The organism is Mesorhizobium sp. M0317, assembly GCF_040321555.1.
Lineage (GTDB): Bacteria > Pseudomonadota > Alphaproteobacteria > Rhizobiales > Rhizobiaceae > Mesorhizobium.
Genome location: NZ_JAMYRV010000011.1, coordinates 1 through 26,071, shown reverse-complemented (window position 1 = coordinate 26,071; position 26,071 = coordinate 1). Strand labels below are relative to the sequence as shown.

General features: G+C 62.9%; 28 protein-coding genes. 13 read left to right on the top strand and 15 right to left on the bottom strand.

Translation table 11 applies throughout. The annotated features are described in order from the left end of the window. Positions 1-96: 96 nt before the first annotated feature. Positions 97-1,023: a three-Cys-motif partner protein TcmP gene (locus tag NKI88_RS10860; RefSeq protein WP_084627161.1), complete on the top strand. Its 927-nt coding sequence runs from the start codon at positions 97-99 to the stop codon at positions 1,021-1,023. Here the strand turns inward: NKI88_RS10860 and NKI88_RS10855 are convergent. After that, entirely contained in the window at positions 978-1,730 is a 753-nt protein-coding gene (locus NKI88_RS10855; protein ID WP_023683701.1) for a DUF5131 family protein, read from the bottom strand. The two genes, NKI88_RS10860 and NKI88_RS10855, sit on opposite strands and share 46 nt — an antisense overlap. A 340-nt stretch (positions 1,731-2,070) precedes the next feature. Between NKI88_RS10855 and corA the strand changes: the two genes are divergently transcribed. From corA to NKI88_RS10840, 3 genes are all read left to right on the top strand, one after another. Next, positions 2,071-3,045, top strand: coding sequence for a magnesium/cobalt transporter CorA (gene corA, locus NKI88_RS10850; protein WP_352655070.1), 975 nt, complete (start codon positions 2,071-2,073; stop codon positions 3,043-3,045). A 78-nt stretch (positions 3,046-3,123) separates the two neighbouring features. Beyond that, on the top strand, positions 3,124-3,585 hold the full coding sequence (locus tag NKI88_RS10845) for a MaoC family dehydratase (protein ID WP_023670033.1): 462 nt from the start codon (positions 3,124-3,126) through the stop codon (positions 3,583-3,585). After that, positions 3,582-4,046: a MaoC family dehydratase gene (locus tag NKI88_RS10840; RefSeq protein ID WP_023733357.1), complete on the top strand. Its 465-nt coding sequence runs from the start codon at positions 3,582-3,584 to the stop codon at positions 4,044-4,046. The genes NKI88_RS10845 and NKI88_RS10840 overlap by 4 nt, the downstream gene beginning before the upstream one ends. A gap of 115 nt (positions 4,047-4,161) precedes the next feature. Here NKI88_RS10840 and NKI88_RS10835 read toward each other — a convergent pair whose 3' ends face one another. The 5 genes from NKI88_RS10835 to petA all read right to left on the bottom strand — a co-directional run bounded on the left by NKI88_RS10835 (position 4,162) and on the right by petA (position 8,865). After that, the gene (locus tag NKI88_RS10835; protein WP_352655068.1) at positions 4,162-4,707 is read right to left on the bottom strand and encodes an adenine phosphoribosyltransferase; all 546 of its coding nucleotides are present in this window, start codon (positions 4,705-4,707) and stop codon (positions 4,162-4,164) included. Between the two features lie 9 nt (positions 4,708-4,716). Continuing rightward, on the bottom strand, positions 4,717-5,862 hold the full coding sequence (locus tag NKI88_RS10830; RefSeq protein WP_023741061.1) for an alpha-hydroxy acid oxidase: 1,146 nt from the start codon (positions 5,860-5,862) through the stop codon (positions 4,717-4,719). Between the two features lie 186 nt (positions 5,863-6,048). Then, positions 6,049-6,921 carry a cytochrome c1 gene (locus tag NKI88_RS10825; protein ID WP_023670029.1) on the bottom strand — a complete coding sequence of 291 codons (873 nt, stop codon included), beginning with the start codon at positions 6,919-6,921 and terminating at the stop codon, positions 6,049-6,051. A 23-nt stretch (positions 6,922-6,944) separates the two neighbouring features. Next, entirely contained in the window at positions 6,945-8,288 is a 1,344-nt protein-coding gene (locus tag NKI88_RS10820) for a cytochrome b (protein ID WP_023670028.1), read from the bottom strand. Between the two features lie 16 nt (positions 8,289-8,304). Then, positions 8,305-8,865, bottom strand: coding sequence for a ubiquinol-cytochrome c reductase iron-sulfur subunit (gene petA / locus NKI88_RS10815; protein ID WP_023670027.1), 561 nt, complete (start codon positions 8,863-8,865; stop codon positions 8,305-8,307). A 314-nt stretch (positions 8,866-9,179) separates the two neighbouring features. Between petA and NKI88_RS10810 the strand changes: the two genes are divergently transcribed. After that, complete coding sequence (locus NKI88_RS10810) at positions 9,180-9,524, top strand: cupin domain-containing protein (RefSeq protein WP_023683696.1); 345 nt, start codon at positions 9,180-9,182, stop codon at positions 9,522-9,524. 20 nt (positions 9,525-9,544) lie between these two features. Here the strand turns inward: NKI88_RS10810 and NKI88_RS10805 are convergent, their stop codons facing one another. The 5 genes from NKI88_RS10805 to NKI88_RS10785 are packed head-to-tail and all read right to left on the bottom strand — an operon-like array spanning position 9,545 to position 14,559. Beyond that, positions 9,545-9,853 (bottom strand): DUF6665 family protein, encoded by a 309-nt coding sequence (locus NKI88_RS10805; RefSeq protein ID WP_023683695.1) that lies wholly within the window; start codon positions 9,851-9,853, stop codon positions 9,545-9,547. A 1-nt stretch (position 9,854) separates the two neighbouring features. Next, positions 9,855-10,331 (bottom strand): GNAT family N-acetyltransferase, encoded by a 477-nt coding sequence (locus NKI88_RS10800; RefSeq protein WP_352655066.1) that lies wholly within the window; start codon positions 10,329-10,331, stop codon positions 9,855-9,857. Positions 10,332-10,334: 3 nt separating this feature from the next. Further along, positions 10,335-12,218 (bottom strand): ABC transporter ATP-binding protein, encoded by a 1,884-nt coding sequence (locus NKI88_RS10795; protein ID WP_352655064.1) that lies wholly within the window; start codon positions 12,216-12,218, stop codon positions 10,335-10,337. 10 nt (positions 12,219-12,228) lie between these two features. After that, entirely contained in the window at positions 12,229-14,124 is a 1,896-nt protein-coding gene (locus NKI88_RS10790) for an ABC transporter ATP-binding protein (protein ID WP_352655062.1), read from the bottom strand. Between the two features lie 27 nt (positions 14,125-14,151). Then, the gene (locus NKI88_RS10785) at positions 14,152-14,559 is read right to left on the bottom strand and encodes a hypothetical protein (protein ID WP_023670019.1); all 408 of its coding nucleotides are present in this window, start codon (positions 14,557-14,559) and stop codon (positions 14,152-14,154) included. A gap of 445 nt (positions 14,560-15,004) precedes the next feature. On the opposite strand from NKI88_RS10785, the gene NKI88_RS10780 reads away from it, so the two are divergent. Beyond that, the gene (locus tag NKI88_RS10780; protein ID WP_352655059.1) at positions 15,005-15,463 is read left to right on the top strand and encodes a tRNA (cytidine(34)-2'-O)-methyltransferase; all 459 of its coding nucleotides are present in this window, start codon (positions 15,005-15,007) and stop codon (positions 15,461-15,463) included. Between the two features lie 146 nt (positions 15,464-15,609). Continuing rightward, positions 15,610-16,056, top strand: coding sequence for a redox-sensitive transcriptional activator SoxR (gene soxR / locus NKI88_RS10775; protein ID WP_023683689.1), 447 nt, complete (start codon positions 15,610-15,612; stop codon positions 16,054-16,056). On the opposite strand, the gene NKI88_RS10770 is transcribed toward soxR, so the two are convergent. Continuing rightward, positions 16,053-16,310: a hypothetical protein gene (locus NKI88_RS10770; RefSeq protein ID WP_023683688.1), complete on the bottom strand. Its 258-nt coding sequence runs from the start codon at positions 16,308-16,310 to the stop codon at positions 16,053-16,055. The two genes, soxR and NKI88_RS10770, sit on opposite strands and share 4 nt — an antisense overlap. A gap of 275 nt (positions 16,311-16,585) precedes the next feature. Here NKI88_RS10770 and hemF point away from each other — a divergent pair, with 275 nt between their 5' ends. The 3 genes from hemF (at position 16,586) to NKI88_RS10755 (ending at position 18,432) form a co-directional block, all read left to right on the top strand. Beyond that, on the top strand, positions 16,586-17,500 hold the full coding sequence (gene hemF, locus NKI88_RS10765) for an oxygen-dependent coproporphyrinogen oxidase (RefSeq protein WP_023683687.1): 915 nt from the start codon (positions 16,586-16,588) through the stop codon (positions 17,498-17,500). Positions 17,501-17,755: 255 nt separating this feature from the next. Then, positions 17,756-18,016 (top strand): DUF1344 domain-containing protein, encoded by a 261-nt coding sequence (locus NKI88_RS10760; RefSeq protein WP_023683686.1) that lies wholly within the window; start codon positions 17,756-17,758, stop codon positions 18,014-18,016. Positions 18,017-18,246: 230 nt separating this feature from the next. Further along, positions 18,247-18,432 (top strand): DUF1059 domain-containing protein, encoded by a 186-nt coding sequence (locus tag NKI88_RS10755; RefSeq protein WP_023670013.1) that lies wholly within the window; start codon positions 18,247-18,249, stop codon positions 18,430-18,432. 6 nt (positions 18,433-18,438) lie between these two features. Here the strand turns inward: NKI88_RS10755 and NKI88_RS10750 are convergent, their stop codons facing one another. The 3 genes from NKI88_RS10750 to NKI88_RS10740 are packed head-to-tail and all read right to left on the bottom strand — an operon-like array spanning position 18,439 to position 20,968. Next, positions 18,439-19,710 (bottom strand): CCA tRNA nucleotidyltransferase, encoded by a 1,272-nt coding sequence (locus tag NKI88_RS10750; RefSeq protein WP_352655055.1) that lies wholly within the window; start codon positions 19,708-19,710, stop codon positions 18,439-18,441. Beyond that, complete coding sequence (locus NKI88_RS10745) at positions 19,707-20,339, bottom strand: CoA pyrophosphatase (RefSeq protein WP_352655159.1); 633 nt, start codon at positions 20,337-20,339, stop codon at positions 19,707-19,709. The genes NKI88_RS10750 and NKI88_RS10745 overlap by 4 nt, the downstream gene beginning before the upstream one ends. Then, the gene (locus NKI88_RS10740; protein WP_352655157.1) at positions 20,339-20,968 is read right to left on the bottom strand and encodes a DUF1285 domain-containing protein; all 630 of its coding nucleotides are present in this window, start codon (positions 20,966-20,968) and stop codon (positions 20,339-20,341) included. The genes NKI88_RS10745 and NKI88_RS10740 overlap by 1 nt, the downstream gene beginning before the upstream one ends. Positions 20,969-21,114: 146 nt before the next feature. Between NKI88_RS10740 and NKI88_RS10735 the strand changes: the two genes are divergently transcribed. Genes NKI88_RS10735 through NKI88_RS10725 form a run of 3 tightly spaced genes read left to right on the top strand, consistent with a single transcriptional unit; the run spans position 21,115 to position 25,855 of the window. Beyond that, positions 21,115-22,119 (top strand): AAA family ATPase, encoded by a 1,005-nt coding sequence (locus NKI88_RS10735; RefSeq protein WP_023670009.1) that lies wholly within the window; start codon positions 21,115-21,117, stop codon positions 22,117-22,119. Then, positions 22,119-23,033 (top strand): DUF58 domain-containing protein, encoded by a 915-nt coding sequence (locus NKI88_RS10730; RefSeq protein ID WP_352655053.1) that lies wholly within the window; start codon positions 22,119-22,121, stop codon positions 23,031-23,033. Before NKI88_RS10735 ends, NKI88_RS10730 begins: the two co-directional genes overlap by 1 nt. After that, a complete protein-coding gene (locus NKI88_RS10725; RefSeq protein WP_352655051.1) occupies positions 23,030-25,855 on the top strand; it encodes a DUF4159 domain-containing protein in 2,826 nt (941 codons plus the stop codon). Before NKI88_RS10730 ends, NKI88_RS10725 begins: the two co-directional genes overlap by 4 nt. Positions 25,856-26,071: the final 216 nt, after the last annotated feature.

The following is a 26,071-nucleotide window of genomic DNA, read 5'->3' as shown; positions in this document are numbered from 1 at the left end:
AATCATTCAGCCTCTATGCGCAATAAATACACCCCTATGACATAGTTCCTCCTAGACACTCCACTCATTCTGCGTATCGATGTACGAGGGTGGAGGATGACGACGATGGTAACACACGTCTTTGGGGGGCCAGACACCCCTAAAAAGCTCCGTTGCTTACAGGAATATCTCCAAGCCTTCGCTATCGCTTTGCGCGATCAGGATTTCGCTTGCGTTTACATCGACGCTTTTGCCGGCTCGGGGACCCGTACAGAAGTCCGCCCCGGTCTTCCTCTCTTCGGTTCCGAAATGGCAGAACCAGAAGAAGTAACCACACGGGGATCAGCCAGGATTGCAATCGAGGTCGACCCGCCGATGCATTCTATCGTGCTGATCGAACAAGATAATTCCCGTTTTGCGCAGCTCGAGGAGCTGATCTCTGAGTATCCCGATCGCAAGATAATTGCTCGAAACGGGGATGCTAACGATCTTGTCCAGCGCCTTTGCAAGCGCACAAATTGGCGCGGACCGGAGACTGTCGGCCGTGGAATTCGTGGCGTTGTCTTTCTCGATCCCTACGGCATGGAGGTTTCCTGGAACACGGTAAAGGCCATCGCAGCAACAGAAGCCTTAGACTGTTGGTATTTCTTTCCGTTATCAGGTCTCTACCGAAATGCTCCCCATGACCCAGCAAAGCTCGATCCGAGCAAGCAGGCAAGCCTGGATCGCGTTCTAGGAGCAACCGATTGGCGGGAGCGTTGGTATGGTCACGAAGGTGCGCGCCAAGACCTATTCGAAACGAACGGGCAAGCAGTTCGACGAGCGGATGTGAACGCTATCGAATCCTACGTGAAGGAGCGCCTGCGCACAGTATTCAAAGGGGCTGTTTTGGACCCAGTTCGCCTTCATCACAAAGGCGGCGCGCCACTGGCTTCACTTTTTTTCGCTGTGTCAAACACTAGTCCGGCCGCAGTCGCACTAGCGACAAAGATGGCCTCTCATATTCTCAAATCGGGAAGATCGTCCCAAAGCCGGTCACGATAGGTGCGGCCTGTCACCTTCTTGTTCTTGCCGCCCCACTGTTTGAAGAAGAACGCTGTGTCCGCATCGGTGCATTGGTCGAAAATCTCGTCCACCCATCGGGTGTCTAGCGGCCTAGCCTGCGGTCCGCTTTCGCCTCCGACGATTGCCCAGTGAATGCTTTTAAGATTGGCGCCGGCGACAGAGCCGATCAGGGGTTCGAATGAAACAAATCTCACGGCCGCAGGAACCGCCCGGAGTTCATCCAGCCTGTACAGCACACGACTATCTTCGACACTGGTGCCGAGCCAGACGTTCGGAAGCACATTAAACTCGGGGGAGGAAAGTACTTCCGACATCCTATCGGGCCGCTTTGTCAGAATTTGATAAGTGTGGCGAGGCGTAGCTGCCATGACCTGCCATATCTCAGCGATGAAGGCCGTTGGCACTTCCGCATGGAAGAGATCCGACATTGAGTTTACGAAGACACGCTTGGGTTTCTTCCATTCTTGCGGAACAGAAAGCGATGCGTGATCGAGCTTAATCTTGCCTGTCCATTTCGCTTTGCCGCCGGTTTTGCGTGTCACCCCCGCATACTTGTCGACTCCCATGGCCTCCAGCCGAGCAGCCATCCTCATCGCGTAGCAATTTGTACATCCGGCAGTGAGGATGGTGCAGCCGGCGACCGGGTTCCAGGTCGCATCTGTCCATTCGATTGATGTTTCGGCCATCAAATCACCTTCCGTGTTGATGGAAGAGTGGCATAGACATTGTAAACGTCACTCTAAGAAATACTCTAGGAATTTGTTCACAACGAGGCTTTTGGGTCGGCTGTACCACGACGAGCTTGGGGGAGATAGACCACGTCCAACAGCGGCAACGGTATCAGCCCCTCGACAAGGGTTTTCAAGCGGCCGGAGCCCGTCCTGCCATTCGGTCGCCTGTCTTGATTTTGTCACCTCACAAGTCTAAGCGGCGGGCGCACGGTCGGCTCACGCGGCGAAGAGCCGTGCAATCTGACACGACGCGTCAATCTGAACGCACCCTTTAATCCGCCAAGGGAGACCGACGATGATCAAGGCCTTCGTCGTCGACAATGATCGCCTGCGCCTCGCCGACGATCTCGTGGCCAATGGCGATCAGGTCGTCTGGGCCGACCTTCTCAACCCGACCAAGGAAGAGGAAGCAACGATCGAAACCTGGCTCGGCGTTGCCATCCCGACGCGCGAGGAGATGGAGGAGATCGAGATTTCGAGCCGCCTCTACATCGAGGACGGCGCCTATTTCATGACCGCCACCCTGCCGGCGCAGACCGAAATCGATGATCCCTTGATGTCGCCGGTTACCTTTGTGCTTGCCGGCCCGAGACTGGTCACCATCCGCTATCATGAGCCGAAGGCGTTCAAGACCTTTCCGCTGCGCGCCGAGAAGGTGGCGACCGGCTGCACCACCGGCAACACCATCCTGATCGGCCTGCTGGAGGCGATCGTCGACCGGCTGGCCGACATTCTCGAACGCGCCGGCCGCGACATCGAGACGATCTCGCGCGATATCTTCGAAGCGCGCTCGACCAAGGTGAACAAGCGCAACCGCGATTTCCAGGAACTGCTCAAGGCCATCGGCCGCAAGGAGGACATCGCCTCCTCGATCCGCGACAGCCTGATCTCGTTGCAGCGCCTCACTGGCTTCCTCGCCCATGTCGCGACCCAGATCAAGATGAGCAAGGACATCCGCGCCCGCATCAAGACCGTGTCGCGCGACGTGCTGTCGCTCGCCGACCACGCCACCTTCCTGTCGCAGAAGATCTCGTTCCTGCTCGACGCGACGCTCGGCATGATCTCGATCGAGCAGAACGCCATAATCAAGATCTTCTCGGTCGCCGCCGTCATCTTCCTGCCGCCGACGCTGGTAGCTTCGATCTACGGCATGAATTTCGACGTCATCCCGGAGCTGAAATGGGAGCTCGGCTATCCCTTCGCCATCGGCCTGATGATCCTGTCGGCGATCCTGCCGTTCTGGTATTTCCGCCGCCGCGGCTGGTTGTAGGCCCAATAGAATTCGCTTGACCAAACGCCGCCCGGACGGCATCCGGATGCCCGGTGATCGTACAACCGGATTGGGATCATGACCGCAAAAAGCTGGGCCTACGAGGATTTCACCGAGGGCGCATCGATCGACCTCGGCGCCAAGCAGGTGAGTGCGGCCGAAATCATCGAATTCGCCACCGAATTCGACCCGCAGCCGATGCATCTCGACGAAGCCGCCGGCAAGGCCAGCATCCTTGGCGGCTTGGCCGCCTCCGGCTGGCACACCTGCGCGATCTTCATGCGCATGCTGTGCGACGCCTTCCTGCTCGACTCGACCGCGCAAGGCGCGCCCGGCATCGACCAGGTCAAATGGAAGAAGCCGGTGCTGGCCGGCGACACACTGGCCGGCAGCACCAGCGTGCTTGCCAGGCGCCTGTCGAAATCCAGGCCTCAGCTCGGCCTCGTCACCTTGCGCAGCGAACTGTTCAACCAGCGCGGTGAAAGCGTCTTCGAACTTGAGAACACTGTCATGTTCTTGACCCGCGAGGCCGGCGCATGAGCCTCGACGCGTTCTTCCGCATCGGCGATACCATCAACCTCGGTTCGCACACATTCGAAGCCGAGGCGATCAAGGCGTTCGCCTGCAAATACGATCCACAGGTCTTTCATGTCGACGAGGAGGCGGCGAAGAAAAGCGTGTTCGGCCGCCTCTGCGCCTCAGGCTGGCACACCGCGGCCACCTGGATGAAGCTCAATCTCAAAAATCCTATGGACGCTTCTCAATGGACCGGACCCGGCCCGGTACCAGAATTCGGCCCGTCCCCCGGCTTCAGGAACCTGAAATGGCCAAAGCCGGTCTATGCCGGCGAAACCGTCACCTTCATGCGCACGGCCCTGTCCCACCGCCCGCTTGCCACCCGCCCCGGCTGGCGCCTGCTGGCGCTGCGCTCGGAAGGTTCCGATTCGGCAGGCGACAAGGTGCTGGAGTTCGACAGCGCGGTGCTGGTGAAGGCTGGGTAGGGCTAGGGTTTAGGCAGTAGGGATTAGGCAGCAGTGGGTGCTGCGCCTTGCACGGAATGCGGAGCTTCCCTCCCTACTCCCTACTCCCTACTCCCTACTCCCTACTCCCTACTCCCTAATGCCCCTCAAACCCGATCAACGTCCGCACCGGCACGCCCAGCGCTTCGAGCTTCGCCCGTCCGCCGAGATCCGGCAGGTCGATGACGAAGCACGCGGCAAGAATATCGGCGCCGATCTGCCTCAGCAGCTTGACCGCCGCCTCCGCCGTGCCGCCGGTCGCGATCAGGTCGTCCACCAGGATCACCTTCTCGCCCGGCGCAACGCCGTCCTTGTGCATCTCCATCTCGTCCAGCCCGTATTCCAGGCTGTAGGCGACGCGTACCGTCTCGTAAGGCAGCTTGCCCTTCTTGCGGATCGGCACGAAACCGGCCGAAAGCTGGTGCGCGACCGCACCGCCGAGGATGAAGCCGCGTGCCTCGATGCCGGCGATCTTGTCGATCTTCTGGCCGGCATAGGGATGCACCAGCTCGTCGATGGCGCGGCGGAAGGCGCGCGCATTGCCGAGCAAAGTGGTGATGTCGCGAAACAGGACGCCGGGCTTGGGGTAGTCCGGAATGGTGCGGATCGCGGCGAGCAGCGTGTCTTCGAGCGAGGATTTCATGGGTCGAGATTACCTGAAACGGAGGTTGTTGCGCGACAATTGTTCGATCGAACTGCAGCCCATCAGCTTCATGCCGCGCTCGATCTCGACCCGCATCTGCTCCAGCGCCCGCTCGACGCCCGGCTGTCCGGCCGCCGCCAAGGGGAACAGATAGTAGCGGCCGACGCCAACAGCCTTGGCGCCGAGCGACAGCGCCTTCAGCACATGGGTGCCGCGCTGCACGCCGCCATCCATGATGACGTCTATTCTGTCGCCGACGGCATCGACGATCTCGGCCAGCTGGTCGAACGCCGCCCGCGAGCCGTCCAGCTGCCGGCCGCCGTGGTTGGACAGCACAATGCCGCTGCAGCCGATCTCGACGGCGCGCTTGGCATCCTCCACCGACATGACGCCCTTGAGACAGAACGGACCTCCCCACAGTCTGACCATCTCGGCAACATCGTCCCAGGTCATCGACGGATCGAGCATCTCGGTGAAGTAGCGGCTGATCGACATCGTGCCGGCGCCCATGTCGACATGCTCGTCGAGCTGCGGCAGCTTGAATCCCTCATGGGTGAAATAGTTGATCGCCCAACCCGGCTTCAGCGCGAACTGCAGCATGCCGGCAAGGTTGAGCTTGAACGGGATGGCAAAGCCGGTGCGCTTGTCGCGCTCGCGGTTGCCTCCGGTGATGCTGTCGACGGTCAGCATCATCACTTCGACTCCAACCGCTTTCGCCCGCTGCATCATCGCCCGGTTGAGGCCGCGATCCCGGTGGAAATAGAACTGGTAGACCTGCGGGCTGCTGCTGATCTTGCGCGCTTCCTCAAGACTGACAGTGCCGAGCGAGGACACGCCGAACATCGTGCCGAATTTGGCCGAAGCCTTGGCCACCGCGCGCTCGCCTTGATGATGGAACAGCCGCTGCAAGGCGGTCGGCGAGCAATAGACGGGCATGGCCAGCTTCTGGCCCATCACCGTCACCGACATGTCGATCTCGCTTACCCCGCGCAGCACGTTGGGAACGAGGTCGCAGCGCTCGAAGCTCTCGGTGTTGCGGCGATAGGTGACCTCATCGTCGGCCGCGCCATCGATGTAGTTGAAGATTGGCCCCGGCAACCGCTGCTGGGCCATGCGCCGGAAATCGGAAAAGTTGTGACAGTCGCGTAGCCGCATCATCGATCCCAAATGCCCCTTTAGCCGGCGATCCGCCGGGCGCGCGTGCAATACCAATCGCATGGCGGCGTGCCAACGGACTTCTTACTGGACGGCTGCTGCGCCAAGATGCGAACCATGTCCGGTTTGGCAAGCAAAAAGGGCGTCCGAAGACGCCCTTTCCATTTCCGAGGAATAAGATGCGGCTTAGTGCGCCACGCCTTCCCACACCTTGCGCTTGGTCAGATACATCAGCGCCCCGAACAGAAGCAGAAACACCAGCACGCGGAAGCCGGTCTTCTTGCGGTCTTCCATATGCGGCTCGGCCGCCCACATCAGGAACGCCGAGACGTCGCGCGAATACTGGTCGATCGTCTGCGGCGAACCGTCATCGTAGGTCACCTGGCCGTCGGAGAGCGGCTTGGGCATCTTCAGCGACACGCCGGACATGAAGTATGGATTGTAGTGGGTGCCTTCGGGGATCACCATGCCGGCAGGTGGCGTCTCGTCGTAGCCTGTCAGCAGAGAATGGATGTAGTCCGGGCCGCCCTGCGCGTATTGCGTGAAGATGTCGAAGACGAAGCGCGGGAAGCCGCGCTCGACGCCGCGCGCCTTGGCCAGCAGCGACATATCCGGTGGGGCAGCGCCGCCGTTGGAAGCGGCAGCCGCCTCCTCATTGGCGAACGGCGCCGGGAAATGGTCGGACGGCTTGCCCGGGCGGTCGAACATGTCGCCGGCATCGTTGGGTCCATCATGGATGGTGTACTCGGCCGACAGGGACTTGATCTGCGCTTCAGAATAGCCGAGGTCCTCCAGCGTGCGGAACGCCACCAGATTCATCGAGTGGCAGGCCGAGCAGACTTCCTTGTAGACCTTCAAGCCACGCTGCAGCTGCGCCTTGTCGTAGGTGCCGAACGGACCGGCAAAAGTCCAGTCCATCTCCTTCGGCTCGTGGATCGGGAAATGCGTCGGTGCCGCCGCGTTGTGCGCCTCTTCAGCGGCGATCGCCACACTGCCGACGGCTCCGATGCCAGCGGCAAACACGCCTAGCAGGGCGAGCGAGGTGAGAATCTTTTTCATGCCAAATCCCCTTAGATTCTCACTCAGCCTTTGGTTTCCGGCGCCGCGGTCGCACCGGCCGGATGTCCCCCTCCGGCACCCTTGTTCTTCTCCAGCACCGCCTCGGTGATCGAATTCGGCAGTCTGCGTGGCGTCTCGATCAGGCCAAGCACCGGCAGGATGACGAGGAAGAAGGCGAAGTAGAACAGTGTCGCCGCTTGAGCGTAGCCAACGTAGTTGCCCGAGACCTCACCTATCAGGAGGGTCAACAGACCGCCGCCTTCCGCCGGCTGCGAGCCAAGCCAGCCAAGCAGGACAGCGTCGGCGACGAACAGCCAGAAGAACAGCTTGTACCAGGGCCGGTAGACCGCCGAGCGCACCTTGGAGGTGTCGAGCCACGGCACCAGGAACAGCATGACGATGGCGCCGAACATGCACAGCACGCCACCGAGCTTGGAGTTGATCGGCCCGATGTTGAAGGTGATCGCGCGCAGGATCGCGTAGAACGGCAGGAAGTACCATTCCGGCACGATGTGGGCCGGCGTCTTCAGCGGGTTGGCGATCGTGTAATTGTCCGGATGGCCGAGAAAGTTCGGCAGGTAGAAGACGAAATAGGCGAAGAAGAACAGGAACACGATCATGCCGAATGCATCCTTGATGGTCGCATAGGGCGTAAAGGCAACGGTGTCGGTCTTCGATTTCACCTCGATGCCGGTCGGGTTCGACTGGCCGACCACGTGCAGCGCCCAGACGTGCAGCACGACGACGCCGGCGATCATGAACGGCAGCAAATAGTGCAGCGCAAAGAAGCGGTTGAGCGTCGGGTTGTCGACGGCGAAACCGCCGAGCAGCAGTTCCTGGATCCAGTTGCCGACCAGCGGAATGGCGCTGAAGAAGCCGGTGATGACGGTGGCGCCCCAGAAGCTCATCTGACCCCAAGGCAGCACATAGCCCATGAAGCCGGTCGCCATCATCAGCAGATAGATGATGCAGCCGAGGATCCACAGCAGCTCGCGCGGCGCCTTGTAGGAGCCGTAATAAAGCCCGCGGAAGATGTGGATGTAGACGGCGACGAAGAAGAACGAGGCGCCGTTGGAATGCATGTAGCGCAACAGCCAGCCCGAATTGACGTCGCGCATGATCTTCTCGACCGAATTGAAGGCGAGGTTGGTGTCGGCGGTATAGTGCATGGCCAGCACGATACCGGTCAGGATCTGCGCCACCAGCATGATCGTGAGGATGCCGCCGAAGGTCCACGCATAGTTAAGGTTGCGCGGCACCGGATAGGCGATGAAGCTGTCATAGACCATGCGCGGCAGCGGCATGCGGGCGTCGAACCAGCGTTCGATACCGGTCTTGGGCGTATAGGTCGAGTGTCCCTCGCTCATCGAATTATCCCCTGCCTCAACCGATAAGGATTTTGGTATCGGAAATGAACTTGAATACCGGCACGGCCATGTTTTCCGGCGCCGGGCCTTTGCGGATGCGGCCGGCGGTATCGTACACCGAACCGTGGCACGGGCAGAACCAGCCGCCGAAATCGCCTTCCTGGCCAAGCGGAATGCACCCCAGATGCGTGCAGACCTGCACCATCACCATCCAGGCTTCCTTGCCGGGCGTGGTGCGGTTGGCGTCGGTCGCCGGCGCATCGGCGGGCAGATTGGCGTTGCGGGCAATAGGATCCTTGAGGTCGGCAAGGTTCACGGCCTCGCCGTCCTTCATCTCCTGCTCGGTGCGGTTGCGCACCACGACCGGCTTGCCGCGCCATTTGACGATCAGCGACATGCCAGGCGTCAGCGAGGCGACGTCGACCTCGACCGAGGCCAGCGCCAGCGTCGAGGCATCGGGGCGCATCTGGTCGATGAAGGGCCAGGCAACGGCGCCTGCGCCAACCACTGCGGCCATGCCGGTGGCGACGTAGAGAAAATCACGACGGTTGGGATCCTGGGTGTCGGTTGCGCTCACGGGTGCCTGATCCTTTCGCCTCTTCCGAGCCGGCGGCCGAGCTTTGTCCCCGCTCCATCGCGCCGGCCCGACAGCGCATGGCGAACAAGCAAGCGAATTCCTCCGGCATTTGGATTTCGGTTTATGCGTGAAGCCCGTTTTTGTCCAGCGGGCTGAAGCCACAAGGGCAGATTGTCGCGGGGACAGAACAGCGCGTCAGTTGGCCAGATGCCCAAAGGTCGGCAAAGGCGGCTAAACAACAGGGAAATATAAGCAAATCCGAGGCTCCCCGCCTGTCTCGACAGGACAGGTTGCCGTGATCTAGTCTCGCCGGCATGGCACATATTATCGACCGCGAGACCTGGACCAGGACGCCCGGCCGCTGGCAGGGCGAACTGCAATGCGGCGCCTACGACTCCAACTCCTGCCTGATTTTCAACTATCAGGAAGAGATTGGCGGCGGCCCGCGCCTGCACACGCATCCCTATTGTGAAATCTTCATCATCCGGCAAGGCACCGGCCTCTTCACGATCGGCGACCAGCAGATCGAGGCCACGGCCGGCCAGATCCTGATCGTGCCGCCCGATACGCCGCACAAATTCACCAATCTTGGCCCAGGCCCGCTCGAAACGACCGACATCCACGAAAACGGCAGCTTCATCACCGAATGGCTGGAATGAATGTTGCCGGCTGGTGACCTCTAGCTTGCACCGAGCCTGACCAGCACGGCCCTTGGGATATCGTATTCGCGGATGACCGACTCATGCCGGCGCAGGCCGCAGAGTTCACGCTGGATGAAATAGGCGTGCACCGCTGCGGCAGCCTCCTTGAGCAGCCGCGGTCGCTGCTCCTCGTCGTCGTTGTTCTGACGGAGCTTGGCCAGCGTTTCCTCGACCCGTTGGCCGGCACGGCCGAGCGCTGCGGCCTTTTCAGCCAGTATCTCATGGCCGAGGGCGTCGAACGCGGCTTCGGCAGCCGAGGCGCCTAGGGATGGCGGACGCAGTGACATCTCAGCCTCCTTTTCTGTCTTGAGAGAGCATCATGCGGTGCGTGACGAATTCTTCGCCCACCACCGGCTGGAAGCCAAGCCGTTCATAGAACCCAAAGGCTCCTTGTGGCGCGCGGGTGTTCAGCACGGCAAAATGCTGACGTGCCCTGTCAATGACGGTCTCGACCAGCATGCGGCCAACGCCGCTGCGGCGATGACGCGCGCTGACGAACAGGTGCCTGACCCGGCCGTGGTCCCTGCCTTCGAAATAAGGATCGATGTTCAACCCGCACACACCAGCGAGTTCTCGGCCATGCCATGCGCCAAACAGCGCCTCGCCTCGTTTCAGGAACTTATTGCAGCCGCCTGCCCAGCCATCCGCCAGCCGCACCAGCATCCAGTAGCCCTCCAGCCGGCTCTCCTCCTTCAGCGCATCGAAGGCCGGCGCGGTTGGCCGCAGCCGCTTGAGGACGTAGCCGATATCAGGCGACGCTGCCATGCCCTACTCCGCCGGCCGTGTCTCTTCCAGCACGCTTTCCTCGTGGTAGAGGAAGCCGCCGGACTGCCGCTTCCACAGCCGCGCATAGAGCCCGTCGAGCGCCACCAGCTCGTCATGCGTGCCCTGTTCGATGATGCGGCCTCCGTCCAGCACCACAAGACGGTCGAGCGCGGCGATGGTCGACAGCCGATGGGCGATGGCGATGACCGTCTTGTTCTCCATCAGCCTGGCCAGATTCTCCTGGATCGCCGCCTCGATGTCGGAATCGAGCGCCGAGGTCGCCTCGTCGAGGATCAGGATCGGCGCATCCTTGAGGAAGACGCGGGCGATCGCGACGCGCTGGCGCTGGCCGCCCGACAGTTTCACGCCGCGCTCGCCGACAAAAGCCTCGTAGCCGGTACGGTCCCGGTTGTCGCGCAGGCCCAATATGAACTCGTGCGCCTCGGCCTTCTTCGCCGCCGCGATCACCTCGGCGTCAGTTGCATCCGGCATGCCGAGCTTGATGTTGTCGCGTAGCGAGCGGTGGAACAGCGCCGTGTCCTGGCTGACCACGCCGATATTGGCGCGCAGCGAGTTCTGCGTCACCTCGGCGACGTCTTGCCCGTCGATCAGGATTTTCCCGCTCTCGAGGTCGTAGAGGCGCAGGATGAGATTGGCTAAGGTCGTCTTGCCCGCACCGGACGGCCCGACCAGCCCGACCTTCTCGCCAGGCTTGACCACAAGGTCGATGCCATTCAGCACGCCAAAACCCTTGCCGTAGTGGAACTCGACATTCTTCACCTCGATGCGGCCGCCGGCGACGACAAGCTCTTTCGCATCCGGCGCATCGACAAGGCCAAGCGGCTGCGAGATCAGCGCCTTGGAGTTTTCCAGGACGCCGAGATTTCGCAATATGCCGTTGAGCTGCATCATCACGCGCCCGAGCAGCATGTTGAGCCGCAAGACCAGCGACAGCGTGAACGCGACGGCGCCGACGGTGATCGACCCTTCGACCCAGAGATAGACGGCAAAGCAGCCAATCGCGGTGATCATGATGCCCGACAGCGTCGTCAGCGCCATGCGCACGCCGGTCAGTCGGCGGGTGAAGGGCCGTAGTGCATCGAGATAGATGTCGAAGCCGTTCTTGATGTAGCGGTCGTCGCCATCGGCCGAGAACAGCTTCAGCGTCTGCACGTTGGAATAGGAATCGATGATGCGCCCATTGATCATCGAGCCCGCTTCGGCCGTGGCCTCGGCATGCCTGCGGATCGAGGGCAGATAGAGCTTGGCCAGCCAGGCGAAAGCGAGGATCCAGATCACCACCAGCAAGGCCAGGCGCAGATCCAGCCCGGCGACCAGCGCCAAGGTCGTCACCGTATAGATGAGCATGAACCAGATGACCTCGATGAAGCTCTCCATCAGGTCGCCGGTCGCCTGCCCCGCCTGCCAGACTTTTGTCGCGATACGGCCGGCGAAATCGTTCTGGAAGAAAGTGTAGGACTGCCGCGACACATGCCGGTGTGCCTGCCAGCGCACCAGATTGTAGAAGCCCGGCGTGATCGTCTGTTCGTTGACCAGCGCCGACAGGCCGACGACGACGGTGCGGATGACCAGCACCACTGCGATCATGAAGACAAGCTCAGGCCCGGCGGCGGTCCACAGCGCGTGCCAGCTGCGCTCGCCAGGAAGCTGGTCGAGAATATCGACCAGCCGCCCGACGAAGTAGAAAAGCCCGGCCTCGATCAGCGGCGCAATGCCGCCGATGACCAGCATGGCGAAGAAGGCGAACTTCGCCTGGCCGACATAGTGCCAGAGGAAGCCGCCGACGCTTGGCGGTGGCCGAAGGTCCGCCGGCTCCCTGAACGGATAGACCCAGTCCTCGAACCAGCGATAGACGGCTGTCATCATGCTGACGTCATCACTCTGCGGCTTCACCCTTCACGCCGATGTCGTTGGCAACGGCGTCATTGGCGGCATCGACCGGACCGTCGTCGAGCAGGAACCCGCCCGACTGGCGCTGCCAGAGCTGCGCGTAGAGCCCGCCGCTGGCAACGAGTTCCTCGTGCGACCCTTCCTCGATGACACGGCCCTTGTCGAGGACGACGAGCCTGTCCATCGCCGCGATGGTCGACAGCCGGTGCGCAATGGCGATGACGGTCTTGCCTTGCATGAGCTTGTAGAGATTCTCCTGGATGGCGGCCTCGGCTTCGGAATCCAGCGCCGACGTCGCTTCGTCAAGGATAAGTATCGGTGCGTCCTTCAACATAACGCGAGCAATGGCGATGCGTTGCCGCTGGCCGCCGGACAATTTGACGCCGCGGTCGCCGACATGAGCGTCGAGCCCTTTACGTCCGGTGTGATCCGAAAGCCTGCCGATAAACTCCAGCGCCTCGGCCCGCCCGGCTGCCTCGACAACCATTTCCTCCGTCGCATCGGGCCGCCCGTAAAGGATATTGTCGCGCACAGAACGATGCAGCAGCGAAGTGTCCTGCGTCACCATGCCGATCTGCGCGCGCAGCGAATCCTGCGTCACCGAAGCGATCTCCTGGCCGTCGATCAGGATCCGGCCGTTCTCGAGGTCGTAGAACCGCAACAGGAGATTGACCAGCGTCGACTTGCCCGCGCCCGAGCGCCCGACAATGCCGACTTTCTCGCCGGGCTTCACCGTCAGCGACAGGTTCTCGATGACGCCCTTCTGCTTGCCATAGTGGAAACGAATGTCGTCGAAGCGGATCTCGCCCTTGGTGACGGCAATGTCCTTCGCCCCCGGCCGGTCTTCGACCAGGCGCGGCAGCGAGATCGAGGCGATGCCGTCTTGCACCGTGCCGATGTTCTCGAACAGGCTCGACATTTCCCACATGATCCACTGCGACATGCCCCACATACGGAGCACGAGGCCGATGACCACGGCGACGGCGCCGATCGTCACCGCCTGGCCGAGCCATAGCCACAGCGCCAGCGCAGTCACCGAAAACAGGAGCAGCGCGTTGAGGATATAGAGCAGGCCGTAAAGCACCGTCACCAGCCGCATCGACCGGTAGACGGTGTCAAGGAAGCCTGCCATGCCTTCTTTGGCGAACGTTGCTTCGCGCCGTGCATGGGAAAACAACTTGACCGTCTGGATGTTGGTGTAGCTGTCGACGACGCGGCCGGTCATAGTCGAGCGCGCATTGGCCTGCGCCTCGCCGACCTTGGCCAGCTTCGGGATGATATAGCACAACAACCCGATATAGCCGAGCAGCCAGACGCCGAGAGGTGCCGCCAGCCGCAAGTCGGCCGAGCCGACGATGAACAGCATGCCGAGGAAATAGACGATGACGTAATTGAGCACCTCGATCACCTTGATGACGCATTCGCGCACGGCGAGTGCCGTCTGCATCAGCTTGGTGGCGATGCGGCCGGCAAATTCGTCCTGGTAGAAGCTCATCGACTGCTTCAAGAGATAACGATGCACCTGCCATCGGATGCGCATGGGGTAGTTGCCCATCAGCGTCTGCTGGTTGAGCAAAGAATGCAGCCATACCGTACCCGGCAGCGCGAACAGCACGACGAAGGCCATGCCGGCGAGCTTCCAGCTCTCGGTCTGCAAGAAGGTTTCGCGGTTCTGCCCGGACAGCCAGTCGACGATGTGGCCCATGAAGCCGAACATCCACACTTCCGCGATGGCAATCGCCGTCACCAGCACCGCGTCGACGATGATGTATGGCCAGGCGCCGCGCGTATAATGCACGCAGAAGGCAACCAGCGTCTTCGGCGGCTCGACCGGTTCCGCTGCGGGGAACGGATCGAGCCTTCTTTCAAACCAGCTAAACATAGTGATGCTCACAAAACTTTTGTCCGCTCATGCGGCGCGGGAAAAATCCCCGGGGCGCTCCGCGTCCCCAGACCGTACGTCGGCGGGGACCGACGGCCCGGAATCACCCGGGCCATCGGTCCTGCTTCGCGCAATATAGGGACTTGCGGGCTTTTCACCGACAGAAGCCTTCGACTGAGCTGACGGCACGCCGCCGCCAGTCCGGTTTTTCGCGCCCGGCCGGATCAGCCGGATGATCCGGCGCACCAGCGACGGCCGGCTGTGGTCGGGAACCGCACGCGAGAAATCGACATCCGGCAACATGCCGCGATGCGGACGCCGGCGCGTCTGGGCGTGAACCGCCGACGAATAGGTCTCGCCGACCAGCAACGCCCAGGTCGCCGTCTTGCGTTCGTGCAGGCTTCTTGAACCCGGTATCTTATAGGGATCGAACATCGGTCCGTCCTCCGTGTGAAAATAGACATAAAAAGGCGAAGCAATGTCGTGCGCCGGCGTTCGGCCGGAGGCACGGATTGTATCCGTCGGGACACGAGGATAGGCCTCGGTCGCGACATGCTCAGCTGGGGCGCTTGGCCCCTTTGACCGGTTGAAAAACATCGCAGGATTCCTTCGAGAGCCGAAAATTGGGTTCGGCGGGAATCGGTGCGATCAGATCCAAGAAATCAGGTAAATCGTCGTACCGAAACCGCCAGCAGGCAGGTAAGCCCACGGGAGGGGCGCTGGATGTGCATGGTCATCATGAAATACCCCTCCATCGGTTCGGGTTGACAATGCGTGCGGTATAATCGACTTCGCAGAAAATGGCCACCCGCAGGTCCAGCAATTTCCAAAACCAGCCACCCGCTGTGGCCGATCTGCCACTTATTAGAAAGACGCGGAAATGAACCACCGTCTCCGCATCGCCCTCTACCAGCCTGACATCGCCGGCAACGCCGGAACTATCCTGCGCTTCGCCGCCTGCCTCGGCCTTGGCGTCGACATCATCGAACCAGCCGGGTTTCCGCTCTCCGACAAAGCGCTCAAGCGTGCCGGGATGGACTACCTCGAAATGGCTGCCCTGACCCGCCATGTCGACTGGAACGCCTTCGAGGATTGGCACAAGGGCGAAGCCTGCCGGCTGGTGCTGCTCACCACCAAAGCCGCGACCCCCTATGCGGGCTTCAGCTTCGCCCAAGGCGACATCCTGCTGTTCGGCCGCGAATCCGCCGGCGTGCCGGATCCTGTCCATCAGGCGGCGGATGCGCGGCTGACGATCCCGATGCAGCCGGGCACGCGCAGCATCAACGTCGCGCTGTCGGTCGCCATGGTCGCCGGTGAAGCCATCCGGCAGCTCGGCTAGACCCTTCAGCGCGTTGTCGTCATCGCCAACGACCGTTGCGTCTTGCATCATTCTCACCCAGGCGCACATCGCCTTCTCCTCAATTGCCCTATCGACGTTTCCTGGCTACAAGCTCAACTTAAGTTGAGGTCAAGCGGAAAATCGAGATGGCTCCGGTAAAGGAATTGACGGTCGGCCAAGTGGCGATGCGCAGCGGCGTGGCGGTGTCGGCGCTGCATTTCTACGAGGCGCGCGGGCTGATCCGCAGCCACCGCACGTCGGGCAACCAGCGGCGCTATGGCCGCGACGTGCTGCGGCGGGTGGCGATCATCCGGATCGCCCAGGAGGTCGGCATTTCGCTGGCCGAGATCGGCGCCGCACTTGAATCGCTCCCAGAAGGCCGCACCCCGACGCGCGAGGACTGGAACCTGTTGTCGACCGGCTGGCGCGACGACCTCGATCGCAAGATCACTCAGCTAAAGAAGCTGCGCGACGGCCTGACCGACTGCATCGGCTGCGGCTGCATGTCGATCGACAAATGCCCGCTGCGAAACAGGGAAGATCGCTTGAGTGCGCAAGGGCCGGGCGCAAGGCGACTGCTGGTGGGATCCTAATCCGCCGCCGGCAGCCGCCGTATCGTGAATTCTATGACGTCGCCCGGCCGTTCGAACCAGCTTTCGATCTCGGTCCAGTAGGCCTGCTTGGGAAAGCGTTCGAACCATTCCTTGGCTTTGAGCCGCGCATCGGGGCGCGGCAAGACAAAGGTCTCCCGCAAAAACCCGTCACGCGGCATGCGCTCGCGCTCGGCGCGTGAACGATCGAGCCTTTTCTTCAGGCCATGCAGCGGCGGTCTTGCCGGCGTGCGCATGAAAGAACTCCTGGGCCGAACCAGATGACACTTGACCCTTGCCCCTAAGAGATTAGGGATCGCGCCCGGAAAAGGCTAGTGCTCCGATTCCAACATTCGCCTTCCTAATCCCCAGTCGCCGTTGCGAACGTTGGAATCACAAGGACCACTAGCAAGTTTATGTTTCTGGTGGAGTTCTCGAATTTGACATTTGCGCCGTGCCCTGCGCCACGCTGTGTGCAAATCTCAAATTCACTCCACTAGGTCCTTTGTCGGCTGCGACCGGAGACAGCATTTTGGAACGACCAGAAATACCGGCAGGCCTGCCAGCCGACATCGAACAGAAGAAAATGAAGGCCAGGCTCTGGTTCGAGACGCTGCGGGAGCGCATCTGCACCACCTTCGAGCAGATCGAGCAGGACTTGACCGGTCCGCTGGCCGAATGGTCGCCCGGCCGCTTCGAAAAGACGCCGTGGGAACGAGACCATGGCAAGGGCGGCGGCGGCGCCATGTCGATGATGCGCGGCCGCGTCTTCGAGAAGGTCGGCGTCCATACTTCGACCGTCTATGGCGAATTCTCGCCCGAATTCAGGAAGCAGATGCCCGGCGCCGAGGAAGACCCGAGCTTCTGGGCATCAGGCATTTCGTTGATCGCGCATCCCTGGAACCCCAACGTGCCGGCCGTGCACATGAACACCCGCATGGTCGTGACGTCGCGCCACTGGTTTGGCGGCGGCGCCGATCTGACGCCGGTGCTCGACCGCAACCGCACGGAAGATCACCCCGACACGGTCGCCTTCCATCGAGCCATGCAGTTCGCCTGCGAGAAGAACGCTGCGATCGCCGACCACCCCAAATTCAAGGCCTGGTGCGACGAGTATTTCTATCTGCCGCACCGCCACGAGCCGCGCGGCGTCGGCGGCATCTTTTTCGACTGGCTGCATTCGGGGGAGGAGAAAGGCGGCTGGAATGCCGATTTGAACTTCGTCCAGGATGTCGGGCGTTCTTTCCTTGTCGTCTACGGACACCTGGTTCGCGCCCATTTCAACGAGAACTGGACCGACGACGACCGCGACGAGCAGCTCATTCGCCGCGGCCGTTACGCAGAATTCAACTTGCTTCACGATCGCGGCACCATTTTCGGCCTGAAGACCGGGGGCAATGTCGCCTCGATCCTGTCCAGCCTGCCGCCGGAGGTCAGGTGGCCGTAAACTATCGGTGAGCGCAACGTGAGCCACAATGGCGTCCCATTCGCCGAATCTTGGGATGGAATGTGGCGCAGCGACTATCTTTTTCGTCTAATAGGCAGTTGGAATAAAACGACTATTTGTCGTTTCCGGGCCGGGAAGCGCCGGCGGTTCCCTTGAGAGCAATGAAGGGTGTCGCGACACGACGCTACCGGACGGCCCTGAACAAGGCGGAGCATTTTCCCAAACGAATGCCCGCATTTTCCAGGAGTACTTACCATGCGAAAGCTCATTGTATCGGCAACCGCCGCTGCACTTCTCGCTTCCGGCTCGATTGCCTTTGCCGCGGTCAAGCACACCACGGGCACGGTCAAGACCTATGATGGCACGGCCATGAGCCTTGTTCTGGACGATGGATCCACCTTCACGCTGCCCCAGACCTTCAAGGATCCAGGCTTGAAGGCCGGCGAAAAGGTCCGCGTTTCCTGGGACATGAGCGGCAAGAACAAGGTTGCCGAGTCCGTCAAGATCGTGAAGTGATGGGGACAAGACCGAACGGTCTTGCCTTGGCTTAGCCTGACAAGAGGGGCGGCGCAGCGCCGCCCCGCCTTTTCGCACCCACGGCAACCAAAACCGTCGAACCGTGTTATGCTAGCTCCCCCGTGCGTGCCCCCGAAACCGACTGCTGTGACAGGGCGCGGAACAGAGATGGCGGAGCTTCGTGTGCCCATGAGAGGCACAGGCTCCAAGGAGGAAAAGGAGAAAACCCCATGAAGGAATTCCATTGCGGCTCGCTGGTTCCCGGCTGTGAGTGGCACACCCGTGCCGGTGAGGAAGCCGAGGTCATGCGCCGCGCCGTCGACCATATGCGCGAGACACATGGCGAAACGGTCATTCGCGAGACGATGATCGAGGCGATCCGCTCGCGCATCGAGAAAGTTCGCGACGCGGCCTGAGCAGTCCTATCTGGCCTTCAGGGCTTCCGCGGCGCGCTCCAGCAGCGCGTCGCGATCGAGCGCAAAGCCGGACCCGATCCATTCCTTTTCCAGGTTTTTCAGGATCGCACCGAGTATTGGCCCCGGCGACGCGCCAAGCGCCGTCAGATCGCCGCCCTTGACTGGGAACACCGGTTTTTCCCATTTCAGCGCAAAAGCGAGCAGGCGCGAAAACCCGCCGGCCTGAACCAGCGCGTCATTGTCCTCGAGAGCCCGCGCTCGCGCCGACGCCAGCGACAGCCGCAGGCGATCGAGAAAACCCTGGCGCTCGCCGGAATAGAGTTTCTTGGCCAGTTCCGCTTCGCTTGTCTTGGGCTCGACGGCAGCCGTCAGGGCCCAGTGGCGCAGGCGCTCCGCCTCAGTGGTCGAAAGTTTCAGCCGCTCGGCCAGTGTCTTCATCCTCTCCGCATCGGGCGGCACGATCGCCTCCAGCCTGAGCAGCGGGTCCGGCGCCCAGCCCAGATCCTTTTCTGTCTTGGTCAGCCCATGAATGGCATCGATGCCCCATTTCTCGCTTTCCGGCAGGGCGCTGGTGAGCACGCCGGCCTGGCGCATCCACAGCAAGGCGCGCGACGGATCTGGGGCCGATAACAACTTCTTCAGCTCGGACCAGATGCGTTCGGCCGAGAGATGGGCGAGACCGTCCTTGAGCCGGGCGCAGGCCTTCAATCCCTCGGCATCGGGCCGACCCTCGCCATACCAGGCGAAAAAGCGGAAGAAACGCAGGATGCGCAGATAGTCTTCGCGGATCCGCTGCTCGGCATCGCCAATGAAGCGCAGCCTTCGTGCCTCGATATCGCCGACGCCGCCGACCAGGTCCACGACCGTCCCGTCAGCCTCCGCATAGAGCGCGTTGATGGTGAAATCGCGCCGTTCGGCGTCGGCCTTCCAGTCGCGGCCGAACGACACTTTGGCGCGGCGGCCATCGGTCTCGATGTCGGCGCGCAGCGTGGTGACCTCATAGGGCGCGCCGCCGGCAATCACCGTGATCGTGCCGTGCTCGATGCCGGTCGGCACCGCCTTGAAGCCCGCCGCCTCGGCGCGGCGAACGGTTTCCTCGGGCAGGCAAGTGGTAGCAACGTCGATATCGGCGACCGGCTGCCCAATCAGCGCATTGCGCACCGCGCCGCCCGCGATGCGGGCTTCCTCGCCGCCCTGCGCCAGCACGGCAAGCAGCCGCTGCAGATGCTTTTCACCCAGCCAGTCGGCTCTGCCCGCCAGCGATATCGGATCACTCAAGCATAGAGCCTTTCATAGAGCGTGCGGATGATGCCGGCGGTGACGCCCCAGATGCGCTGGCCGCCATAGGGCATATCGTAGAAGAACCATTCCAGGTCGTTCCACATGCGGCTGTCCCTGGTGTGGTTGGCCGGATCCATCAGGAACGAAAGCGGCACTTCGAAGGCGGCGTCGACCTCGTCGGAATTGAGCGACAGCGTAAAACCGGGCTCGACGATCGCCAGCACCGGCGCGATGCGATAGCCGCTGCCGGCGACATAATCGGGCATGCGGCCGATGATCTCGATGCGGTCCTGGCCGAGCCCGATCTCCTCGAAGGTTTCGCGCAAGGCCGCTGCTTCCGGGGTCGCATCGGTGGGATCAATGGTGCCGCCGGGAAAAGCCACCTGCCCGGAATGGCTGCGCAGTTTTTCCGCCCGCTTGGTCAAAAGCACGGTCGCATCGCGTCCATGATCGACGACCGGGATCAGCACCGCGGCGTCTCGCAGCGCTTTGAGCTGCGTCAACCGTGGATGGCCGGGGTTGAAGCGATGATCGCCATAATCGTCGCCGGCATGGGCTTCAGCTTGCGCCGCGACCCGCGCGCGAAAATCCGCTGTGGAAAACGGCGGCTGCCTCACCTGATCCATCATGCGCTCAGCCGCTTCAGTTTTTCCGCCGGCATGATCGGATAGATTTCGCCTTTCGAGCGCACGGCAAACATCGTCTTGCCGCCGATATCGATCTCCTCGCCATGCTCGACCAGTTCGTACATCACCGGCCGCGCCACCAGCGCTTCCAGCCGCCCGCGCACCAGCACATAGGGTTTTAGCCCGCCGGTCTCGTTCTCGTCGACGAAGCGCAGCGGATGGCCAGGTCCGGCCTCGACGACATCGCCGACATTGGTGCGGAAAGTGATGGTCTGCTCGGCGCCGGCGCCGGAAACATCCATTTCAACCGCGATGAAAGGCGCGTCCACGACGCGGATGCCGACCCGTTCGACCGGCGTCACCAGATAGGTCCTGCCATCCTCGTCCTTGCGCAGCACGCTGGAAAACAGCTGCACCAGCGGCATGCGGCCGATCGGCGTGCCGAGATAGAACCACATTCCGTCTTGTTTGATCTCCATGTCGAGATCGCCGCAGAAGTCGGGATTCCAGCGCTCCACCGGCGCCGCGCCCTTGCCGGCGCGAGCCGCACGCGAGATCAACGCTTCGAGACCGCGCGCCTCGGTTGCGGCAGCAAGGCTGTGTTCGCGATGTTCGGAGCGTTCCGTCATGGTCACGAAATAGTCACTGTTGTTCCGCTTGTCAGCCTAAGTCTGTGATTTAAATTCATTCGTAGGCGCCAGGCGAAGCCGAATCGCGGCATTCTAAGGCACACTGCAGTGCAAGCCGGTACTTCCAGCACAAGGATCGATGCGGCATGAGCGTAATGGTCAAGGAAAGCCCAATCAGCGAAAAGGACATGATCGCCCAGGCCGAGACGGCGCTGGCCGATATTTCCAGGGTGCGCGACGGCGTCGGCCGCGTCATTTTCGGCCAGGAAGTGGTGGTCGAGCGCACGCTGGTGGCGCTGCTTGCCGGCGGCCATGCGCTGCTGGTCGGCGTGCCCGGCCTTGCCAAGACCAAGCTGGTCGAAACGCTCGGTGTCGTGCTCGGCCTCGATTCGCGCCGCATCCAGTTCACACCCGACCTGATGCCGTCGGACATTCTCGGCTCAGAGGTGATGGAACAGGACGAGGCCGGCAAGCGCTCCTTCCGCTTCATCTCCGGCCCGATCTTCGCGCAATTGCTGATGGCCGACGAGATCAACCGCGCCTCGCCGCGCACCCAGTCGGCGCTGCTGCAGGCGATGCAGGAATATCACGTCACCATCGCCGGCATTCGCCACGACCTGCCCGCGCCCTTCCATGTACTGGCGACGCAAAACCCGCTGGAGCAGGAAGGCACCTATCCCCTGCCCGAAGCACAGCTCGACCGCTTCCTGATGCAGGTCGACATCCTTTATCCCGAAATCGAGGCCGAGCGGCGCATCCTGCTCGAAACCACCGGCATCGAGGACGCCAAGGCGCAAAACGTCCTGCAGCCGGCGCGGCTGAGGGAAATCCAGACGCTGATCCGCCGTATGCCGGTGCCCGAAAGCGTCGTCGACGCCATCCTCAAACTGGTGCGTTCGGCGCGTCCCGGCCAGGGCAATGCCGAGACCGACAAGCATGTCGCCTGGGGTCCCGGCCCGCGCGCCAGCCAGGCGCTGACGCTGTGCGCCCGTGCGCGCGCGCTTTATGACGGGCGGCTGGCACCGTCGGTGGACGACATCCGCGCGCTGGCCGAACCGGTGCTGCAGCACCGCATGGCGCTGACCTTTGCCGCCCGCGCCGAGGGCACGACCGTGCGCGACGTGGTAGCGAAACTGGCCAAAGGAATCTGATGGCGCGTATCGGCGAAGTCCAGGCACCGGCAGCGACGCGCGACGCGCTCGCCAGGGGCCGGTTGCGGGCTTCGCTGGTGCCGGACCTGCTGGTCGAGGCACGCCGTATCGTCAATACGGTAATTGCCGGCTGGCATGGCCGCCGCAAGCGCGGCATCGGCGAGAATTTCTGGCAGTTCCGCCCCTATGTCGAAGGCGATTCCTCGCGCATCGACTGGCGCCGTTCGGCCCGCGACGACCACACCTATGTGCGCGACCGCGAATGGGAAGCAGCCCACACGGTGTGGCTTTGGGCCGACCCATCGCCCTCCATGCTCTACAAATCGACTGGCGCCAGCGTTTCCAAGGAATCGCGCGCGCTGGTGCTGGCACTGGCCATGGCCGAATTGCTATCTCGCAGCGGCGAGCGCATCGCCTGGCCCGGCCTGACCGATCCGTTCACCGCCCGCAACGGCGCCGAGCGCATCGCGGCGCAATTGATGCACGCCGCCGGCCCGCCAGCAAAGCCTGACCTGTCCGCCATCCGCCGCTTCTGCGACATCGTCGTCGTCAGCGATTTCCTCGACCCGGTCGAGGAGACCATGGAATGGCTCGATGTGCTGGCGCGGCATGGCGTGCGTGCGCATCTGATCGAGGTTGCCGATCCGGCGGAGGAGACCTTTCCTTATGCCGGCCGCACCGAATTCACCGATCCCGAGACCGGCGACAAGTTGACCGCCGGCCGCGCCGAAATGCTCGGCGACGAATACCGCCTGCTCTACACCGCCCGCCGCCAGGAGATGGCCAGCTGGTGCAAGCGCCTCGGCTGGAGCTACACCGTCAACCACACCGATCGCCTCGCTTCCGAGGCGCTGGTGCGCATCCACATGGCGATGACCGCCGATGGCGCATTCGTGGGAAGGGCCGGCGCATGAGCTGGCTGCCGCTCTCCTTTGGCGCTCCCATGGTGTTATGGGGCCTGCTCGCGCTGCCGGTGATCTGGTGGCTGCTCAGGCTCACACCGCCCAAGCCGCAGTCCGAAATGTTTCCGCCGCTGAAGATCCTCGCTCGCGTGCTGAAGCGGGAGGAAACGCCGCAGCAGAGCCCGTGGTGGCTGACGCTGCTGCGGCTGTTGATGGCAGCCCTTGTCGTCGCGGCATTAGCCGAACCCGTTTTCAATCCGCGCGAAAAATTGCCGGCCGAGGGCGCCGCCCTGGCGCTCGTCATCGACAATGACTGGGCGAGTGCCGCCGACTGGGGCAAGCGCGTCGCCACCGCCCAGCGGCTGATCGCCGATGCCGGTTCGAACGGCGTACCGGTCGTCATCGCCTTCACCGCCGAAAAGCCGAACGCCGAGATCGGCCCCTTCGATGCGGCGGCTGCCCTCGACCGGCTGCGCGCCGCCAAGCCGAGGCCGATCCCGACCGACCGACCCGCTGTCTATGCCCGCGTCGCCGGCGTGCTGGGAACCTTGCCCGGCGCCAGCGTTGCCGTTCTCGCCGACGGCCTTGCGGCAAAGGGCGACGAGGCCGCCTTCAACACACTGCTGTCGAAAAACGCCGCCCGTGTCGTCTGGGCCAATTCCGACCGGCTGGCGCTGACTGGGCTCACTGGCGCCGAAAATCAGGTCGACGGCTTCGCCCTGACCGCCATCCGCGCGCCCGGCGATCCGGCGCCGGCACAAGTCACCGCCGGCGCCTTCGACGATAAGGGCCGCCGCATCGCCGACGCGACGCTGACCTTCGCGCCGGGTGAGACTACCGCCACCGGCACGATGGCGGTGCCGTTCGAACTGCGCAACGACTTTGCCTCGATCGCGCTCGACGGCGAACGCCAGGCAGGTGCGGTGCGCGTGCTCGACGAAAGCTCCAAGCGCCGCCGCGTCGGACTTTTATCGCAGGCCGAGGCCGACCAGGCGCAGCCGCTTCTGTCGCCGCTCTATTACATCAGGCGGGCGTTGCAGCCTTTCGCCGATCTGGTCGAACCGTCGAGCGTCGATCTCGCCGACGCCATCCCGCAGCTTCTCGACCAGAAGCCGGCGATGATCGTCATGGCCGACATCGGCACCATTCCGCCGCAGGTCCATCAGCGGCTGGTCGACTGGGTCGACAATGGCGGCACGCTGGTGCGCTTCGCCGGTTCGCGGCTGGCCGCCGCCGGCAATGACGACGACCTTCTGCCGGTCAGGCTGCGCACCGGCGAGCGCTCGCTTGGCGGCGCGCTCTCCTGGACGACGCCGCAGGCGGTGACCGAATTCCCGAAGAACGGCCCGTTCGCCGACCTCGCACCGCCGGCCGAGGTCACGGTGAGCCGGCAGGTGTTGGCCGAACCGACGCCAGACATCGTCGAACGCACCTGGGCAACCCTTGCCGATGGCACCCCGCTGGTGACCGGGTTGAAGAAGGGCAAGGGCACGCTGGTTCTGTTCCACATCACCCCGGAAGCGACATGGTCGACGCTGCCGATCTCCGGCAGCTTCGTCGAGATGCTGCGGCGCATTGTGCAACTGTCGCGCAACCAGGGTGCGGCGGTTGCCAACGCTGAAGCCGCTGCTACGTCGCTGGCGCCTTATCGCATGATAGCCGCCGACGGCACTTTGGTGCCGCCGACGCCGGACGCACGACCGCTGGTCCCTGGCGCCGGCTCGCTGCCGGTGACGTTCGAGAACCCGCCCGGCCTCTATGGCTCGGAAACCGGCGTTTTCGCCCACAATCTGCTCGACCCGGCCACCGCCTTCGCGCCGCTGGTGCGCCCGCAATTCACAGTGCCGGTGACCAATATCCAGTACGCTTTCGATGAATCGCGCGACCTCAAGGGATCGCTGGTCACAGCGGCACTTGTGCTTATGCTGCTCGACACGCTGGCGGTGTTCTGGATGGGCGGGCTGATGTCGCGCCGACCGCGCCGCGCCCGATCGGCCGCGGCAACGACGGCTGCGCTGCTGCTTGGCCTCGGCATGCTGTTTGGCCATGCCGACCTCGCCCGCGCCGACGACGCCAAGCCCGGCGATGCCGCCGCTATCGAGGACATTGCCAAGACCCGCATCGCCTATGTGCTGACCGGTGTGCCCGGTGACGATTCGATCAGCCGCGCAGGGCTCGAAGGCTTGACCCGCTTCCTGATCGAGAAGACCGCGCTCGAGCCGGGCGCGCCGGCGGGCGTCGATATCTCGAAGGACGAGCTTTCCTTCTATCCGCTGATCTACTGGCCGATCGATCCCTCCGCGCCGATGCCGAGCCAAGCCGCGATCGCCCGCATCGACGCCTATATGCAGCAGGGCGGCACGGTGCTGTTCGACACGCGCGACCAGTTCGCCAACGGCATCGGTGCGGATTCGGCGAGCCCGGCGACGGAACGGTTGCGCGACATTCTCGGCAATCTCAACGTGCCGCCGCTGGAGCCGGTGCCCGCCGACCATGTGCTGACCAAATCCTTCTTCATCCTGCCCGAATTTCCCGGCCGCTTCTCCGGCAGCCCGCTCTGGGTGGAAGCCTCGCTCGAGGCCAGCAATGCCGAGAATCGGCCGGTACGCGTCGGCGACGGCGTCTCGCCGATCCTGATCACCGCCAATGATTTTGCCGGCGCCTGGGCCGTCGACGAGAATGGTGACCCGCTTTTGCCGACCGTGCCATCGGATCCGATGCAGCGCATCTATGCGCTGCGCGCCGGCGTCAACATCATGATGTACATGCTGACCGGCAACTACAAATCCGACCAGGTGCACGTGCCGATCCTGCTCGAACGGCTGGGGCAGTAGGATGGCAGTATTGGCTAATTTCGTCTCGATCCTGTCTGGCGCCGGCGGCGCAGCCTCACCCTCCCCCTTTTGGGGAGGGTCGGCTCGCTGTCGCAGCGAAGCGAAGACAGTGAGCCGGGGTGGGGGTGCAGCGCCAGCGCTCTGTCGCCTAGCCGCCCCCCCCCGCGGCACCGCGCGGCGCCCGGCCCCCCCTGGGGGGGGGGGGCCCTGGGACGG